We start from the raw sequence: 14,893 nt of genomic DNA on the forward strand, positions 1-14,893 counted from the left end.
TTGCCGGCCTTGACGGAATGACGGGTACGCCATGCACAACGACGCGCTCTGCAACTTCTGGACTTCCACACTGGGCGAGCGGCCGCCAGCGCGTCCGCGCCTGACCGCGCATCTGCAGGCCGATGTCGCCATCGTCGGTGCCGGCTTCACCGGGCTCTGGACCGCCTATTACCTGAAGCGACTGTCTCCCGCCCTGAACATCGTCGTGCTGGAAGCCGAGCGTGTCGGCCATGGCGCCTCCGGTCGCAATGGCGGCTGGGTGGTGGGCAATCTGGCCGGGCTGGAACGGCATATCGGTGGCTTGTCGCTGGACGAGCGGCGCCTCTGTTGTGGCGTGGTCGCCGACAATGTCGACGAGCTCGGCGGAGTCTTGGCACGCGAGGGTATCGACGCCGACTTCCACAAGGGCGGCGCGATCTACGCGGCGGCCCGCTATCGCGATCAGGTCGCCATCCAGCGCGGTTATCTGCAGCATTTGCACGATCTCGGCCACCGCGAGACGGATTGCTGCTGGCTGGATGCCGGGCAACTGGCGGAGAAGGCGCGCTTCCGCGACGGTTATGGCGGCATCTATCATCGTCAGGTCGCCACCGTGAACCCGGCGCGGCTGGTCACCGGCCTGGCCGAGTGCGCTGAGCGCCTGGGCGTGACGATCCACGAGCATAGTCGCGCCGAGATACTGGAACGCCGCAAGGTGAGCACTGGCGAGGGCAGCGTCGAGGCGCCGACGATCGTCTGTGCCACCGAAGGCTACGCCGACGGTTTCCACGACTTCAAACGCCATGTGCTGCCGGTACAGAGCCTGGTGGTCGCCACTGAGCCGCTTTCGGAATCGGTGTGGCAGGAGATCGGCATGGCCGAGCGTCCTGCCTTCTCTGATGCCAGCCGGCTGATCAATTACGGCCATCGCACGGCCGACGGGCGCATCGTGTTCGGCGCGCGTGGCAGTTATCGCCTGGGCGCCAGGTCCAAGGCCGACCAGGCGATCGGCGAGGCCGCCATGCGGATGCGGCGTGACCTGCTGGTGGATCTCCTGCCGGCGCTGGAAGGTGTGCGGATCACGCATGGCTGGGGCGGTTCGCTGGGGCTGTCGCGCAATTTCCGCCCGCATGCGATTCTCGACCGTCGTCACGGCCTGGCCACCGCCGGGGGCTATGCCGGCGAAGGTGTGGCTGCCTCGCATCTGTTCGGCCGCACCCTGGCGGACATGATCCTGGAGCGCGATACCGAGCTGGCGCGCATGCCGTGGGCCTTTGCCGACGCTTCCCACCGGCAACTGATCAAGCGCTGGGAGATCGAGCCGTTGCGCTGGCTCGCCGCGCAAGCGATCACGTTCAGCTATGCCGGGGAAGAAGCCCTGATGCGCCGTGGCAAGCCGCTGCCGCTGATCAAGCCGGCACTGCAGCGGATGAACGATTACTTCGCCTCGGTCATCGAGTGAGGGGGGGCGGGTCGTGGATCCATCGACTCTCGGACATGTGGTTGCGCGCGTAGTCTGGCAAGATATTGGGCCAAAATAGGTTCCCGGCATTGATGAAGAAGTGCTCCGGGACGCTCGGTTATCAGCAAGGATCAAGGACGCGGCATGGCCCACCTGTTACGTATCGTGATGATCCACGGTCATCTGGAAGGCGTGGTCGAACTGGATGTCGATGGCCACACCAATATCTGCGGCACCAATGCTTCGGGCAAGACCACCCTGCAGCGCCTGGTGCCGGTCTTCTACGGCGAGTTGCCCAACAAGGTCGTGCCGAAGACGCGGATGAAGTTCGATGCCTTCTATCTGCCGCATCGCAACAGCTATCTGATCTACGAATATCGCCGTGAGGCCGGCAACGTCTGCCAGGCCGTGCTCACGCGCAAGAAGGATGGCGGCCTGGAGTATCGCTTCGTCGGCGCGCCGTATCGGCCCGAAGATTATCTGGTGGAAAGCGACGATGGCGCGGTGGCACTGGACTATGCCGACTGGGTGAGTGGCTTGCGACGCGCCGGCATCAGCGTCTCGTCCAAGCTCGGGGCGACCTCCGAATATCGTGCGGTGATCCAGAACGACTTCACCCAGCAGCAGGGCAACCGCCGCGAAGCCCTGAAGCTTCGCCAGATCGCCGCCCAGTTCAGCCTGGTCAAGCCCGAACGGCGCATCCGCCACATGGAAAAGCTGATCTCGGCGGTGCATGCCAAGGAGGGCAAGATGGATACCCTCAAGACCATGCTGGCGGCGATCTTCGAGGAGGACGGCGTCGAACTGCCGGTGACCCGAATCCGCAATACCAAGGCTCGCGAATGGATCGCGCAGATGCGCCAGTCGATGCGGCTCGAGCCGCTCCAGCAGTCACTGACTCGGCTGGAAGAAGTGGATCGCGATATCGCCGACCTGGAGTCGACGCTGTGGCAGCTTGGGCCCCAACTGGACGCCGACCGCCATCGTGCCGAACGGGTCCTGGCCGACACCGAGGCCGAGCTCAATGTTCAGCAGGAGGCCTTCCAGGCCCGCGAGCGCGACTACGAGCAGGCCCGCGACACTCTCAACGACCGCATCAGCGAACTTGCCAGCGAGCTGGATCGTACCCAGCGCAGCTTGAATGACCTCCAGCAGCAATACGAGCAGTACGCCGAGGCGGACATGCCCGCCCTGGAGCGCGACCTGGCCGAGCTGCCCCAATGGCGCGGGCAGGTGCAGGAGTTGCAGCAGCACCTGGCCTTGATGCAGGACGCCGCCCAGGAGAACCAGTCCCGGCTGGATGGGCGGCTGCGCGAACTCGCCGACAATCTGTCGCGCCGGAGCGATGAGATCCAGGCACTCATCGATGAGCTGGGCGACGAGAAAGCGGCCTGCCAGGAACGGCAGTGGGCCGCCGAGCGCGACCTGGAAGCGCAGTATCACGCCCGGCGCGCCGAGCTGGACGCCTCGTATCAGCAACGGCTCGAACAGGGTATCGAACGCCTGGCCGATCTCAAGGCGCAGCTCGACTCGACCGGCCAGTCGCCCGAGGAAGCCCGCGAGGCTGAACTGGCCCAGGCGCGGGTCGATCAGGCGCAGAGCGATCGCAACGCCGCCGCCGGGCGGCTCGAAGGCCTGCGCCGCGAACACGAGACCCTGCGCCGCGAGCGCGACACCGCCGAGCAGGAGCGCGAGCAGGCCCGACAGCAGCTCACCCGGACCGAGCAGCGTTGTCATGAACTCCAGCGACAGCGCGATCCCGCCGAGGGCAGTCTGCGTCACTTCATGCGCTATCACCGCCCCGGCTGGGAACACCAACTGGGCAAGGTCATCGCGCCCGAGTTGCTCGAGCGCCGCGATCTTTCCCCGCAGTTGGCGGATGCCGACCATGACGACCTGTTCGGTGTGGCGCTCGATCTCGCTGCCATCGAGCTGCCCGATCACGCCCGCGACGAGGCAAGCCTGCTGGCCGCCATCGAGGCTGCCGAGGTCGAGCATGCCCGTGCCGAAGCCGACCTGCAGGCCGCCGAGAAGCAGTTGAAGGCATGCCATGAGCGGGTGCAGGGCGTCGAGGAAACGCTCGGGCAGGCGCGCATCGCCCTGAAGCGCGCCGACGATGAGGTCGAGTATGCCCTGGATGCTCGACACCAGCTCCAGGAGCGTCATGCGCGGCAGCAGAAGGAGCGCCGGCGTGCCGCCGAAGAGGCGCTGGAGAGCCAGCGGGCCGCCGACAAGGCCCTGCGCGACGAGAAGCGCGAGGCGTTGAGCACACTCGATGACACTCACCAGGCGCAACTGCTGGAGCTGAAGGCCGACGGGCAGAGCCAACTGGCAAGCTTCGACGCGCGAATCGACCAGCACAAGCAACAGCTCGAGGATCTCAAGGCCGAACACCGGCGCCAGCGCAAGGAGCTGGAAACCGCCTTCGACCAGGAGTTGCAGGAAGAGGGCGTCGACCCGGAGACGCTCAGGGACACCCGCTCACGCCTTGCCAGTCTGGAAGAGCGCATTCGGGCCACGGAGAGTCGACGCGAAGAGCTCGATGCCTATACCCGCTTCATGCGCGTCGAATGGGGCGAGCGCAAGCCGCAACTGGTCGACCGGGAGGCGACGCTGACCCGCGACAAGCAGGCCGCCCAGCACGAGCGTGAACAGTGCCGCAGCGACTTCCAGGCGACCAAGGCCGCGCACCAGGAAACCGTCAAGACACTGAAGGCCCGGCGCGACGGCGAACGCGAAGTCATCGATGCCCTCAAGCCATTGCTGAGCCAGGTCGAGGGGCTGGGCCTGACCGTCGCCAACCAGCCGCTCGACGAGGCGCCCGGTGATGTGCACGAACGCATCGAGCGAACCCGTCAGGCGCTGGGCAGCCGCGCTCGTGAACTGGAGACGCTGCGCAAGGGGTGCGAGCAGGTCGAAGGGGACTTGATCAAGGGCGCCAGCCAGGGCTTCGTCGAGACCCTGGACGCCGAGCGGGCCAAGCTCGCCGATGCGCAGTTGGGCGTCAACCCGCGCCACCAGTTGCCGCTGCTGCGCGGCATGCTCCAGTTGCTCGAGGATCAACAGCAGCAATTGATCCAGCAGGGGCGCAACCTGGGGGCGGATCTCGACAAGTTCTTCACCGTCTTTCGCGACCTCAATCGTCGCATCAGTGCCCAGAGTCGTCGACTCTCCGAGGAAGTCGCCGACGATCTGCGCCTCGACGGCATCGGCAAGGCCGAGGTACGCATCCAGTCGACCATCGACGAACTGGGCTTCTGGGAGCCTCTCAAGCTGTTCGCCCAGCGCTATCGCGAGTGGGAAGACTCGTCACGGGAGCTGCCCAGCGACGATTACCTGGACGCCCTGGCCGATGTGGTGGACCTGCTGCGCCACGACCAGCAGTACAGTTTCGAGAGCCTGCTGCGTCTCGAGCTGCACCTGAACGAGGGCGGCACCGACCTGGTGATCAAGAACGACCGTCAGTTGCTCGAGTCATCGAGCCATGGCATGGCGTATCTGATCCTGTGCAAGTTCCTGCTCGCCTTCACGCGCTTGCTGCGCGGGCCATCCGAGATCGCCATCCACTGGCCCATCGACGAGATCGGCACGCTGGCCTACCACAACGTCGAGACCCTGTTCGAGGCCTGCGACAGCAATCGCATTCATATCGTGGGCGCTTTCCCCAACCCGGAATCCGACGTCTTGCTGCTGTTCCATAACCGTTATCTGATCGACCGCGACGCCGAGCAACCCAATCGGCGTCGGCTGAAGCGCATCGAGCCACGCCTGAGCCGCCTGGCCGAGCGCCTGCAAGAACGCACGACCGAGGAGGCCCCGGCATGATCGAGCATGGACCACTGCTGGAACGCCTGCTGGCCGGCGAGTTCATCTGCGCGGTCAGCGACGACCGGGCCTTTCGTCGCCTCGAAGATGAGGAAGTGCGCGAGCAGATCGATACCTACCTGCGTCCGCTCAATCGCCGGCTGGCCACCAATGATGTCGGCAGCGTCTACTTCCTGGCCTGGCGGCAGCTCAACGACGAGGCCCGCGAGCAACTGTCCCGACAACTGGGCGAGACCCTGCACAGCCTGATGCCGATGCTGGAATGGCTGCAGTTGATGCAGGAAGCGCTGGGCCACGATGCCGTGGTGGCGCCCGGCGATGTGCTCAAGCCGGCCGAGTTGAGCGCTCGCTGCGAGGACAACCAGAGCCTGCGCGAACATCTCGAGCGCCTCGCCGGCGACAGCTTCTTCGGCTCCCAGAGCGAGCAGCTCGACGCCCAGATGAAGCAGGTCTTCAAGCGGCTCAAGGAACACGGCTACCTGCTCCAGCCCCACGCCGACCGGCAGGTCTATCTGGTCACCGGCAAGATCGACTACCTCGTCGACCTGGTGCGTTTCATCCGCGACGAGGAAAACCTCCCCGTCGACGACGAGACGCCGACGGCCCAGGAGACCCTGCTGTGAGTGACGAGCATCAACTGGAAAGCCGCTTGCTCGGCACGGGCGTCGAGCGGTTGGCGCTGCTCGGCAAGCACGCCGAGGCCCTGATGCAGGGCTACAGTCGCGACGAGATACCGCTGGAGGCCTTGAGCGACACCGCACTGCGTCGCCTGCTGGCGGCTCGCATCGTCTGGCGCCCTGACGAGCAGGGTGGCGTGAAGCTGGCACCGAAGGTGCGCGAGCTGATCGCCGAGATGCTGGCCGACGAAACCCGCCGGCAGGTCAACGCCGACGTGGGCGAAACACTCGAGCTGCTGCGCAGCCTGGTGCAGAGCTATCGCGAAGCGATGAGCCAGGGCGAGCACTGGCGGCAGGAACAGTTGCTGCTGCGTCTGCGTCAGGTGGTGGATGATCTCAACGGCCGCTTCGCCGATGCCATCGACAGCCTCTGGCAACGCCTCAACAGCGATTTCGGCTTCGTCAGCCGCCTGAACGACAAGATTCGCGAGAACGACCGGGCGCAGAAGCAGATCGTCCGCCTGCTGGATGGCCTGGCGCTGATCGACTTCGACGAACTGATCGAACTGGTCGGTAGCGATGGCGCACTGCGCAAGCTGCTGATCAGCCAGTTGCAGCGTCAGCTCAGCCAGCACTACACCAGCCTGCGCGAAGTGCAGAGCCGTCTCACCGAACTGATGGCGCGTTTCCGTCAGCAGCAATCGCGCAGCCGGCTGGTGAGCGGCATGGCCGCCTTCCTGCGCGAGCATCCCAATTTCGTGCCGGGCAACTATGCGCGACGCAGCGAGGTGCCGGAACTGGTCAACCGGGCCACACCCCTGAGCGCCGCCGCCGCGCCGGCCCTGGATCACGAGCCGGACACCCGGGTGCTGACCGAGCTCGTGCACCAGTTGCCGACGCCGGTGCACAAGCCGCAGGAAGTCGCTGCCGCACGGCCTGCCGAGGTAGCGGAGCAGAGCCTGGTGGCGGCTCGCCAGCAGGCGCTCAAGCAGGACGTGGAAAGCTTCTATCTAAAAGTGATCGATCACCCCGACGCGGCGGGCATCAGTGCCCTGGCGTATCTGGAAGAAAGCGACCTGGAATGGGGCGAGGAGATCTGGCTCTTCCAGGTGATCGCCGAATACCAGGGCCTGCCGCGCAGCGAACAACGGGCCTTTCGGCTGCATCAAACGGAGAGCCGCGCCAGCCGTTTCAACGACCTGCGGCTGATCCACGACGTCACCCTGCAACTGGCCACGGCATGATGCACTGCCGGCTTGTCCAGGCAGGGAGGGACGACCGATGATGGTAGCGAGACCAATGTGAAATGAGGGAGTCGAGGATGCACAGCCTGCTGCTGAACGCCGACATGGGCGAAAGTTTCGGCGCCTGGACCATGGGCATGGATGCCGAGGTCATGCCCCATGTGGACCTGGCCAATGTGGCCTGTGGATTCCATGCCTCCGATCCGGACGTGATGCGCGAGACGGTGCGCCTGGCCGGGCGTCACGGCGTGATGGTGGGCGCGCATCCCGCCTATCCGGACCTGATGGGCTTCGGGCGGCGTTCCATGGCCTGTTCGCCCGCGGAGGTCGAGAACCTCGTGCTTTACCAGATCGGCGCCCTGGCCGGCATGTGCCATGCCGAGGGGCAACGACTCGGCTACGTGAAGCCCCATGGCGCCCTCTACAACGACATGATGCGCGACCATGCCATCCTGGCCGCCGTGATGCGCGCCGTGACGGCCTTCGATGCCCGTCTGCCCTTGATGGTGATGGCCACCCGCGATAACGGTGCCGAGCTGGCACTGGCCGGCGAGCATGGCGTCACGCTTTGGCGCGAGGCTTTCGCGGACCGTGCCTACGATGCCCAGGGGCGTCTGGTCTCGCGACGCGAACCAGGCGCGGTGCATCACGAGCGTGACATCATCGTCGACCAGGCCCGGCGTATCGCCCGTGGCGAACCGCTTGTCGCCGCGGATGGCAGCGACCTGGTGCTCGAAGCCGATACCCTTTGCGTGCATGGCGACAATGCCGAGTCCATTGCCGCCATCGCCGCCATTCGCGAGGCCCTGGTGGCCGAGGGGCGGGCAAGGAAGCGTGGGGCGAAAGAAGGCGGACAACCATGACGAGCACACTGCCGAGGATCGAGTCCGCCGGCCTGGATGGCTGGATGGTCCGGCTTTTCGATGCCATCGACGAGGCCAACATGCCCTGGCTGACCGCCCTGGTGCGGCGCTGTGAGGCGAGCTTCGGCGATGCGCTGGTGGATCTGGTGCCGTCCTATACCACGCTGCTGGTGGTGTTCGACCCGCTGGCAATGGCGCCCGATGAGGCCCGGCGTCGACTCATGTCTCTGCTGGCCGATCTGAGGCCGGATGAGGAGGGCGAGAAGACCGAGCCTCGCGAGTTACCGACCTGGTACGACCCCTCGGTGGGGCCGGAGCTCGAGCGTCTGGCCGAACGAGGCGACATGACGGTCGAAGAAGTCATCAAGCGGCACAGCCAGATCGAGTATCGCGTCTTCGCACTGGGTTTTGCGCCGGGGTTCGCCTTCATGGGACGCGTCGATGAGCAGATTGCCGGCCCGCGGCTGGAGACGCCGCGCCGCCGGGTGCCCAGAGGCAGCGTGGCCATCGCCGAGCGCCAGACCTCGGCCTACCCGCTGGTGACGCCGGGTGGCTGGAACCTGATCGGCCGTACCGCGGCGGTCTTGTTCGATCGCCACCGTGAGGGCTTCAGCTTGCTTGCCGTGGGCGATCGAGTACGTTTCGTGCCCGTCTCGCGCGCCGAGTTCGAGCGGCTGGGCGGTGACACCCAGGGCGTGGAGGCGAGCCAATGAGTGACGTGAAGAGTCTGTTCGAGGTTCGTCGTGCCGGCCCCCTGGCACTGCTGCAGGATGCCGGGCGTTTCGGCGTTCGGCGCCTGGGTGTCACCCAGGGTGGTCCCGCCGATCCCCATGCCTGGGCCTGGGCCAACAGGCTGGCCGGCAATGCCTGGGGCACTACGGCGCTCGAGGTGACGATGGGCGGGCTGGAGCTGGAAAGCACGGAAGAGACCCTTGTCGCGGTGTGCGGGGCCGACCTTGGAGCGACGCTGGATGGCGATGCTCTGCCGCTCTGGCGGAGCCTGCGAGTTCGCCCTGGGCAACGGCTGGCGTTCACCCAGCCAGTGAACGGGCTGCGCGCTTATCTGGCCGTGGCCGGAGGATTCGCTGCTGAGCCGGTCCTCGGCAGTACCGCCTGCGTGCCGCGCGAAGGTTTCGGTGGCCTGGATGGCCTGGGTCGCAAGCTGGAAGAGGGCGACGTGTTGAGCGGCAGTCGCTTGGCAGAGACTCCGCCGCCAGAGCAGCAGGCTCCCGAGGATGCCCGCCCCGACTACGCTGCGGTGCCGAGACTGGCGCTGTTGCCGGGTGCCCAGATCGCTGAATTCGAAGGACGCAGCCTGTACCAGGCCTTCAATACGACCTGGCGGGTCGATGATCGAGCCGATCGCATGGGCGTTCGCTTGCGCGGGCCGCAACTGCGCTGCCGGCTTGGCGGTATGATCTCCGAAGGTATCGGACTCGGCGCGGTACAGGTGCCGCCGGATGGACAGCCCATTGCGCTGCTCAACGACCGACAGACCATCGGTGGTTACCCCCGCCTGGGCGCCCTGACGCCGCTCGCCTGCGCACGGTTGGCACAATGCCTGCCGGGACAGGAAGTGTCGCTGGTCGCGACCTCACAGGCGCGTGCCCATGACGAGTACCGGCGGTTTCTTGCCAGCTTTCGGTAGTCTTTCAAGAAACGCTGAATAAATTGACGAGTGGTATCAAGCACAAGGCGCACGGAGCGCAGGAGCCGGAGCCAAGGGATAGGTGAGGATTCCGAGCACCGCGTAACGCCGTGATTGAGCCTCGCAGGCATTTATACAGTGTTTCCGTTATATGCCCAGTCCGCTCTCGCGTAGCAACTGATCAATGGACAGCTCCGCGCGCGGATGGCGAGGAGCGTCCTCGAACATCAGCTCGGTCTCGAGCGCATCGACGCCGTCGCTCACCAGGCGCTCGATCAATTCGGCCTTGGAGAGGCCGGTACGCTCGGCGAGGCGTTCCAGGCGGGTTTCGAGTCCTTGGGAAAAACGCAGAAAGTGCGGCATGGTGCAGTCTCCTGGCGCGATGATGCCCAGTATGCGCCGACTTTGTGACAAGTCGTTGACGGCTATCCGCACCCACATCTCTAAGCCAGCCCGCGGCGCTCCATCACCTCCAGAATGATCGGCACCGGGGTCATCAGGTGATCGCGCATCATCCGACAGGCCGTGTCGGTATCGCGTGCCAGGATGACCTCGACCAGGGCGGCATGCTCCTGGCGCTTGCGCTCCAGAGCCTCATCGGAGAAGACCGTCTCGCACAGCCACAGATGACGATAGCGCTCGACCTGATTGAAGAGACTCTCGCGAACCTGCAACAGGTGCGGCGAGTTGCAGCCAGCGGCGATGGCCGTGTGGAAGGCCTTGTGCCGGGTATCCCAGACATCGAGCATTTCGTCGGGGCTGTTCACCTCCATGACCTTGGCCAGGGTGTGCGCCTTGGCGAGGATATCGGCTTCCCAGGCATCGTCGCCGCGCTGGATGGCGAGTTCGAGCACCAGCCCCTCGAGCTGTGCCCGTGCGTCGTAGAGATCGGCGAGCTCCTCCCGCGACATGGGAGCGACTCGATAGCCGCGCTGGCTGATGGCCACCACCAGACGTTCGGCGACCAGTTGCGACAATGCCTCGCGCAAGGGGCCGACACCCAGTTCGTAACGTTCCTTGAGTCGACTCATCAGCAGCTTCTCCCCGGGCTGGAAGACGCCGCGAATGATGTCGTGCTTGAGGCCGCGATAGGCGCCGATACCGAGGTTCTGTTTCGGAGTGCTGTCCATCGTCCTGCCGTTTCATGAAGATAGATGGACATGATACGCGAACAAGCTCAGGCGGGAAGGTGGGAGGGAGGAGAGCGTCGCTTGGTGGCTAGAAGAGAGAAGAAGGAAGAGGGAAGAAAAACCCTCTATATCCCAAAGCTTCGTGGAGCAGGGCGGGTTTCCTTCCCTCTTAAAGGCGCGATGCGCCGTTCTTCCTTCTTGTCCCTAGGCGCTTTCCGGCGCCAGTTCCTGCTTATGCAAGGCGTTGCCGGCAGCGTCCTTCAGGGTGACGGTGAGCATCTCGCTTTCGCCATCGAGGTCCACCTGGCCGAAGAACTGGTAGCCGGCGGAGGGTGGCAGGTTGGCCTGGCCGTCGGGCGGGGCCTTCTGAAAGACGACTTCCGGTCCGAAGGTGGCGTCGAGATCGTTGGGGCCGAAGGTCCCGGCATGCAGGGGGCCACTGACGAATTCCCAGAAGGGCCGGAAATTCTTGAAGGCAGCGCGTTCCGGTGCGTAATGGTGGGCGGCGGTGTAGTGCACGTCGGCAGTGAGCCAGACCACGTTGCGAATATCGTTGTCGCGGATGGCCTCGAGCAAGCGCGCGATTTCCTGCTCGCGGCCCAGCGGCCGGCCCGGATCTCCATTGGCCACCGCCTCGGCATTGTCGCCGTCGGCGACCATCAGCCCCACTGGCATGTCCGAGGCGATGACCTTCCAGGTTGCAGTGGAGCGCTTCAGGCTGTCGATCAACCAGTCGACCTGCTGGCGGCCGAGCAGGGCCGCGCCATCTTCCTGTCGATTGGCGTCGTTAGGGCCACGGAAGCTGCGCATGTCGAGCATGAACACCTCGAGGCCCGGACCGTAGGGGAAGCGGCGATGAATCCGTTGTGGCGCCTCGGGCTTCTGACGCAGCGGCATGTACTCGAGGAAGGCGCGGCGGGCCCGGGCCGAGAGCAGGGACACATTGGTTTCGGTATAGCGTGGATCGTCCAGCACTTCACCGGGATACCAGTTGTTCACCGTCTCGTGATCGTCCCACTGGGCCAGCATCGGTACTTCGGCATTCAGGCGTTGCACATTGGCATCCAGCAGGTTGTAAGCGTGCTGGCCCCGGTATTCGTCGAGGGTCTCGGCGACCTTGCTCTTGGCAGGGGTGAGCCGATTGCGCCAGATACTGCCATCCGCCAGCTCGACGCTTTCCTTCAAGGGGCCATCGGCATATACGGTGTCGCCGGAGTGAATGAAGAAATCCGGGCGTTGCTGACGCATGGTCTCGTAGGTCGTCATGCCGCCACGAGACTCGTCGATGCCCCAGCCCTGGCCAGCGGTATCGCCGGACCACACGAAGCGTACGTCGCGCTTTTGTTCCGAAGGCAGGCGTAGCTGTCCCACGACGGGCTCGCTGATCGCACGGTGATCGCCCAGGGCGGCGAAGCGGACGCGATAGTGCAGGGTATCCATGCCGTCGAGCCCCGCGACGTCCAGCTTGGCGGTGAGATCCTGCACCGGCAGGGCTTCGGGGCCGCGCAGGCTGCGCGCCCCCTTGAATTCCGGGTTGTCGGCGATTTCCAACAGCATCCGGGATGGGCGGTCGGCGCGGGACCAGATCATGGCGCGATTGGTCAGCATATCGCCACTCATCACGCCGGACGTGATCATCGGTCGACGCGTCTCGGCCAGCACGATGGCGGGCGCGGCCATCGCGGTGCCAAGCGCAACACCGCCTTGCATGCCCAGCCCCAACACCTGGCGTCGTGTCAGCATGTCATCGGTCTCCTCGGAACATTATTGGCATCCGGGAGCCTAGGTGACAGTGATGACAGTTATATCGCTATATGATGAAGCTTGGGTTATCGGCGTATTGTCATCATTTGGCGACAATACAAAGTTCTTCTTTCTTGTGTTGGAATAAAAATCCTGTAGGAAAAGGAAGCGAGACTAGCGGTTGAAATAGCGCCCCGGCAGTAGGGGGCGAAAAGGGCAGCCAAGGCCGGAATAGCTGGAAGGTTACGTAAAGTTACGTTCCAGTCGGGCGTTTCCGGATGGAAATCGCACCCATTCGGCTAGCCGCCAACGTTGTAAATCCATAGAATGGCCACCGATCTACGTTTCCTAGCGTAGGCATCGGAACCGCAGGAGCGGCCATACAACTCAACTCGCCAGGGCAAGGGAATCGCCCGGAGCAATCCCGGGGCGGTAGCGTGCCTCGGCGACTTTTGGAGTCTTATACCACCATGGCAATGGATGCCTGGCTCAGTACATTCAGCGTAATCGCCGTTCTGGTGGCCCTGGCAGCTACGCGGATCGCGGCGGATGCCATCCTGATAGCGGCAATGGCGTTTCTCGTGGTCAGCGGCGTGCTCGAGCCCGCCGAGGCTCTGGTCGGTTTTTCCAATACCGGCGTCATGACCATCGCGGCCCTGTATGTCGTCGCTGCTGCGCTCAAGGAAACCGGTGCGGTGCAGTGGGTGGCGAATGGGCTGCTGGGTCATCCAGATTCGCTCAAGAAGGCGCAACTACGGGTCATGCTGCCCGCTTCCAGCCTCAGCGCCTTCATGAATAACACCACCGTGGTCGCCATGTTCATTCCGGCACTGCAAGAGTGGTCCCGCAAGCTTCGGCTTCCTCCTTCCAAACTGCTTCTGCCGTTGAGTTATACCGCCATCCTCGGCGGTACCTGTACGCTGATCGGCACCAGCACCAACCTGGTCGTCGACGGCCTTCTGCAGAGCGAGAAGGGCGTGGCGCTCGGCATGTTCGAGCTCGCCCAGGTCGGTCTTCCCTTGCTGCTGATTGGCAGTACCTTCTTGATATTGTTCTCCGATCGCTTGCTGCCGCGTCGCGAAGGGGTGATCGAGCAGCTCGACATGGCCCGCGAATACAGTGTCGAATTCGTGGTTGCTCAGAATGGTCCTCTGGCTGGCAAGACCATTTCCGAGGCCGGGCTGCGTAACTTGCAATATGGCTACCTGACCGACATCGAGCGCGATGGTCGCCTGATGACCGCAGTCCCTCCCGAAACCCAACTCGAGCCCGGCGATGTACTGGTCTTCATCGGTGCTCCTGAGTGTGCCCGCGAGTTACGCCAGGTCCGGGGTGTGACTCCGGCTAATGGCGACATCCACAAGCTGGACGTGGCCAATCATCAACGCTGCCTGGTCGAGGCGGTGATCGGGCCGGATTTCACCGGCGTCGGGCACACGGTTCGCGAAGCCAGGGTGCGTTCGCGCTTCCAGGCCGTGATCCTGTCTATTTCCCGCCAGGGACGTCGCCTGCCCGGCAAGGTGGGGGATATCCGCCTGCAAGTGGGCGACACCCTGTTGATGGAAACCGGTCACGACTTCGTCGAGCAATATCGCTATCGGCGTGACTTTCTGTTGGTCAGTGCACTCAACGACTCCACACCACCCAACTTCCACAAGGCGCCTCTTGCCTTGACGGTGCTGGGGCTGATGGTCGGCGTGGCAGGGGTCGGTCTTCTGTCGATCTTCGAAGCCGCGCTGCTTGCCGGTGGCGGCATGCTGGTAACCGGTTGCATCACCGTCAGCAAGGCGCGACGTTATATCGATCTTTCCGTGCTGACGGTGATCGCTGCCTCCTTCTCGCTGGGCGCGGCCATGACCACCTCCGGCGCCGCCCAGACCATTGCCGGCGCGGTGGTGAGCGACAGCATGTCGCCCTGGTTGGCGCTGGCCGTGATTTATCTGCTGACGACGCTGTTCACCGAGATCATCACCAACAATGCGGCGGCGGTGCTGATGTTCCCGATTGCCATGTCAGTGGCCGATCAACTCGGCGTCAGTTACATGCCGTTCGCCATTGCCATCATGTTTGCCGCCTCGGCCAGCTTCATGACGCCACTGGGCTACCAGACCAACCTCATGGTATATGGACCCGGTGGCTACAGACTGCTCGATTATCTACGCCTGGGCGCACCGCTCAGCCTGCTCATCGGGAGCACGGCCGTGGCGCTGATACCGTTGGTGTGGGGTTTTTGAGAAGTAAGAAATAAGAAGGTAAGAAGGAAGAGGGAACATAGGCTAATCCGACACTTTGAGCATCAAGGATTTATCCCCCTCTTAAAGGCGCATAGTGCCGTTCTTCCTTCTTCCGTCTAATGTTTCGAGTAAGGAGACTCTTTTGACC

General features: G+C 64.2%; 11 protein-coding genes. 8 read left to right on the plus strand and 3 right to left on the minus strand.

Going from position 1 to position 14,893, the window contains the following annotated elements; genetic code table 11:
- Positions 1-31 precede the first annotated feature (31 nt).
- The 7 genes from HELO_RS07530 to HELO_RS07560 all read left to right on the plus strand — a co-directional run bounded on the left by HELO_RS07530 (position 32) and on the right by HELO_RS07560 (position 9,638).
- Entirely contained in the window at positions 32-1,441 is a 1,410-nt protein-coding gene (locus HELO_RS07530; RefSeq protein WP_013332131.1) for an NAD(P)/FAD-dependent oxidoreductase, read from the plus strand.
- Between the two features lie 144 nt (positions 1,442-1,585).
- Positions 1,586-5,266: an ATP-binding protein gene (locus HELO_RS07535; RefSeq protein ID WP_013332132.1), complete on the plus strand. Its 3,681-nt coding sequence runs from the start codon at positions 1,586-1,588 to the stop codon at positions 5,264-5,266.
- The gene (locus HELO_RS07540) at positions 5,263-5,889 is read left to right on the plus strand and encodes a condensin complex protein MksE (protein ID WP_013332133.1); all 627 of its coding nucleotides are present in this window, start codon (positions 5,263-5,265) and stop codon (positions 5,887-5,889) included. Before HELO_RS07535 ends, HELO_RS07540 begins: the two co-directional genes overlap by 4 nt.
- On the plus strand, positions 5,886-7,127 hold the full coding sequence (locus HELO_RS07545; protein WP_013332134.1) for a hypothetical protein: 1,242 nt from the start codon (positions 5,886-5,888) through the stop codon (positions 7,125-7,127). The genes HELO_RS07540 and HELO_RS07545 overlap by 4 nt, the downstream gene beginning before the upstream one ends.
- Positions 7,128-7,204: 77 nt before the next feature.
- Positions 7,205-7,990, plus strand: a complete 786-nt coding sequence (locus HELO_RS07550; RefSeq protein ID WP_013332135.1) for a 5-oxoprolinase subunit PxpA — start codon at positions 7,205-7,207, stop codon at positions 7,988-7,990.
- Positions 7,987-8,703, plus strand: a complete 717-nt coding sequence (locus tag HELO_RS07555) for a 5-oxoprolinase subunit B family protein (RefSeq protein WP_013332136.1) — start codon at positions 7,987-7,989, stop codon at positions 8,701-8,703. The genes HELO_RS07550 and HELO_RS07555 overlap by 4 nt, the downstream gene beginning before the upstream one ends.
- Complete coding sequence (locus HELO_RS07560; RefSeq protein ID WP_013332137.1) at positions 8,700-9,638, plus strand: 5-oxoprolinase subunit C family protein; 939 nt, start codon at positions 8,700-8,702, stop codon at positions 9,636-9,638. The genes HELO_RS07555 and HELO_RS07560 overlap by 4 nt, the downstream gene beginning before the upstream one ends.
- A 147-nt stretch (positions 9,639-9,785) precedes the next feature.
- On the opposite strand, the gene HELO_RS07565 is transcribed toward HELO_RS07560, so the two are convergent.
- From HELO_RS07565 to HELO_RS07575, 3 genes are all read right to left on the minus strand, one after another.
- Positions 9,786-10,001 carry a ribbon-helix-helix protein, CopG family gene (locus tag HELO_RS07565; RefSeq protein ID WP_013332138.1) on the minus strand — a complete coding sequence of 72 codons (216 nt, stop codon included), beginning with the start codon at positions 9,999-10,001 and terminating at the stop codon, positions 9,786-9,788.
- An 80-nt stretch (positions 10,002-10,081) separates the two neighbouring features.
- The gene (gene csiR / locus HELO_RS07570; protein ID WP_013332139.1) at positions 10,082-10,768 is read right to left on the minus strand and encodes a DNA-binding transcriptional regulator CsiR; all 687 of its coding nucleotides are present in this window, start codon (positions 10,766-10,768) and stop codon (positions 10,082-10,084) included.
- 204 nt (positions 10,769-10,972) lie between these two features.
- Positions 10,973-12,511, minus strand: coding sequence for an alkaline phosphatase D family protein (locus HELO_RS07575; RefSeq protein WP_013332140.1), 1,539 nt, complete (start codon positions 12,509-12,511; stop codon positions 10,973-10,975).
- Between the two features lie 470 nt (positions 12,512-12,981).
- Between HELO_RS07575 and HELO_RS07580 the strand changes: the two genes are divergently transcribed.
- On the plus strand, positions 12,982-14,745 hold the full coding sequence (locus HELO_RS07580) for an SLC13 family permease (protein WP_013332141.1): 1,764 nt from the start codon (positions 12,982-12,984) through the stop codon (positions 14,743-14,745).
- Positions 14,746-14,893: the final 148 nt, after the last annotated feature.

This window comes from Halomonas elongata DSM 2581 (assembly GCF_000196875.2).
GTDB lineage: Bacteria > Pseudomonadota > Gammaproteobacteria > Pseudomonadales > Halomonadaceae > Halomonas > Halomonas elongata.

Bases quoted from the DNA above. Each gene is read 5' to 3' on its own strand.
- HELO_RS07555 (WP_013332136.1), top strand. From the start codon at position 7,987: ATGACGAGCACACTGCCGAGGATCGAGTCCGCCGGCCTGGATGGCTGG.
- csiR (WP_013332139.1), bottom strand. From the start codon at position 10,768: ATGGACAGCACTCCGAAACAGAACCTCGGTATCGGCGCCTATCGCGGC.
- HELO_RS07530 (WP_013332131.1), top strand. From the start codon at position 32: ATGCACAACGACGCGCTCTGCAACTTCTGGACTTCCACACTGGGCGAG.
- HELO_RS07580 (WP_013332141.1), top strand. From the start codon at position 12,982: ATGGCAATGGATGCCTGGCTCAGTACATTCAGCGTAATCGCCGTTCTG.
- HELO_RS07540 (WP_013332133.1), top strand. From the start codon at position 5,263: ATGATCGAGCATGGACCACTGCTGGAACGCCTGCTGGCCGGCGAGTTC.
- HELO_RS07550 (WP_013332135.1), top strand. From the start codon at position 7,205: ATGCACAGCCTGCTGCTGAACGCCGACATGGGCGAAAGTTTCGGCGCC.
- HELO_RS07560 (WP_013332137.1), top strand. From the start codon at position 8,700: ATGAGTGACGTGAAGAGTCTGTTCGAGGTTCGTCGTGCCGGCCCCCTG.
- HELO_RS07565 (WP_013332138.1), bottom strand. From the start codon at position 10,001: ATGCCGCACTTTCTGCGTTTTTCCCAAGGACTCGAAACCCGCCTGGAA.
- HELO_RS07535 (WP_013332132.1), top strand. From the start codon at position 1,586: ATGGCCCACCTGTTACGTATCGTGATGATCCACGGTCATCTGGAAGGC.
- HELO_RS07575 (WP_013332140.1), bottom strand. From the start codon at position 12,511: ATGCTGACACGACGCCAGGTGTTGGGGCTGGGCATGCAAGGCGGTGTT.